Raw genomic sequence first — 1,375 nt, 5'->3', positions numbered from 1 at the left:
TGGTGATGGGGTGGACGCCCCCCGACGGCATCGATGTGCCAAAGTGGAGGTGTTGAACACCACTTGAGGGAGGCGCCCGTGTCGGAAGTTAGCACAATCGGTCTGGATATCGCCAAGCATGTTTTTCACGCACACGGTGCGGACAGCGCCGGGCGAGCGGTTTTCAGCCGCAGGCTCACGCGGGGAAAGCTGTTGGATTTTTTCGCGTCGCAGCCCCGGTGTACGGTGGCGCTGGAGGCGTGTGGTGGTGCGCACCATTGGGCGCGCGAGCTCGAAGCGATGGGTCACGCGGTCAGGTTGATTCCCCCTGCCTATGTGAAGCCGTTCGTGAAGCGGCATAAGAACGATGCGGTCGATGCCGAGGCGATCTGTGAGGCGGCACAGCGGCCGACGATGCGCTTCGTGGCGGTGAAGACAGAGGAGCAGCAGGCGGCAGCGCTGGTGTTCCGAACGCGCGACCTGCTGGTGAAGCAGCGCACCCAGCTCGGCAATGCGATCCGCGGGCATCTCGCGGAATATGGTTGGGTAGCCCCAAAGGGGCCAAGCCACTTGGCGATGCTGGCGGACCTGCTCGATGACAGCGAGATGGCCGCAACGCTGCCCCAGGCGGCGCGACCGATGTTCGCGATGATGGTCGATATGCTGGCCGAACTTGGCACGCGGGTTGCCGCGCTGGACAAGGAGATCGCCCGCCGTGCACGCGAGGACGAGGTCGCACGCCGACTGATGACGATCCCTGGCATCGGCCCGATCACCGCAACGGCGATTGCAGCGATCGCGCCCCCGGCCGAGACCTTCGCAAAGGGACGGGACTTCGCCGCCTGGCTGGGGCTCGTGCCCAAACAGGCATCGACGGGCGGCAAGCAGAAGCTGGGCGCAATATCCCGCATGGGCGAGCGAACGCTCAGGCGGCTGTTGATCATCGGCAGCAGTGCGGTCGTGTTGCAGGCGAGCAGGCGCGGTGCACCCAAGGGCTCATGGCTCGAGGGCATGCTCGCGCGAAAGCCGCGCATGCTGGTGACGGTCGCGTTGGCCAACAAAACCGCGCGCATCGTCTGGGCGGTGCTGATCAAGCAAGAGGATTACAGAGCTCCGGTCGCAGTCGCGGCATAACGCCAAGACGGGCCAGAGGCGTCGGAGGGCGCAGTCGGTCGAAGGAGGGTATGGCACAACAGTCGGCGAGACGGGGCCGGAAGAACCAGGGCTTCCCACCGTGCCACGAGCACGCTGTTGGTGATATGGTTCCGGTCCGCGAACTCCCATACGGGCCAGCAGCTCAAGCTGCATTACAGGCCGGACAGATGGCAGCATCCGACAACCTGCTAGACCCTACAGATACCACTTGCGTTCGAAGGGGCGTCCACAGATGGGAAGC

At 64.7% G+C, this 1,375-nt stretch carries 1 protein-coding gene; it reads left to right on the top strand.

Annotation, left to right across the window (positions count from 1 at the left end):
- Nucleotides 1-78: 78 nt before the first annotated feature.
- On the top strand, nt 79-1,113 hold the full coding sequence (locus SPI01S_RS21565; RefSeq protein WP_066727418.1) for an IS110 family RNA-guided transposase: 1,035 nt from the start codon (nt 79-81) through the stop codon (nt 1,111-1,113).
- Nucleotides 1,114-1,375: the final 262 nt, after the last annotated feature.

This window comes from Sphingomonas pituitosa NBRC 102491 (assembly GCF_001598435.1).
GTDB lineage: Bacteria > Pseudomonadota > Alphaproteobacteria > Sphingomonadales > Sphingomonadaceae > Sphingomonas > Sphingomonas pituitosa.
Note: the sequence above shows the minus strand (reverse complement) of the source record. Positions and strands in the feature narration are given on the sequence as shown.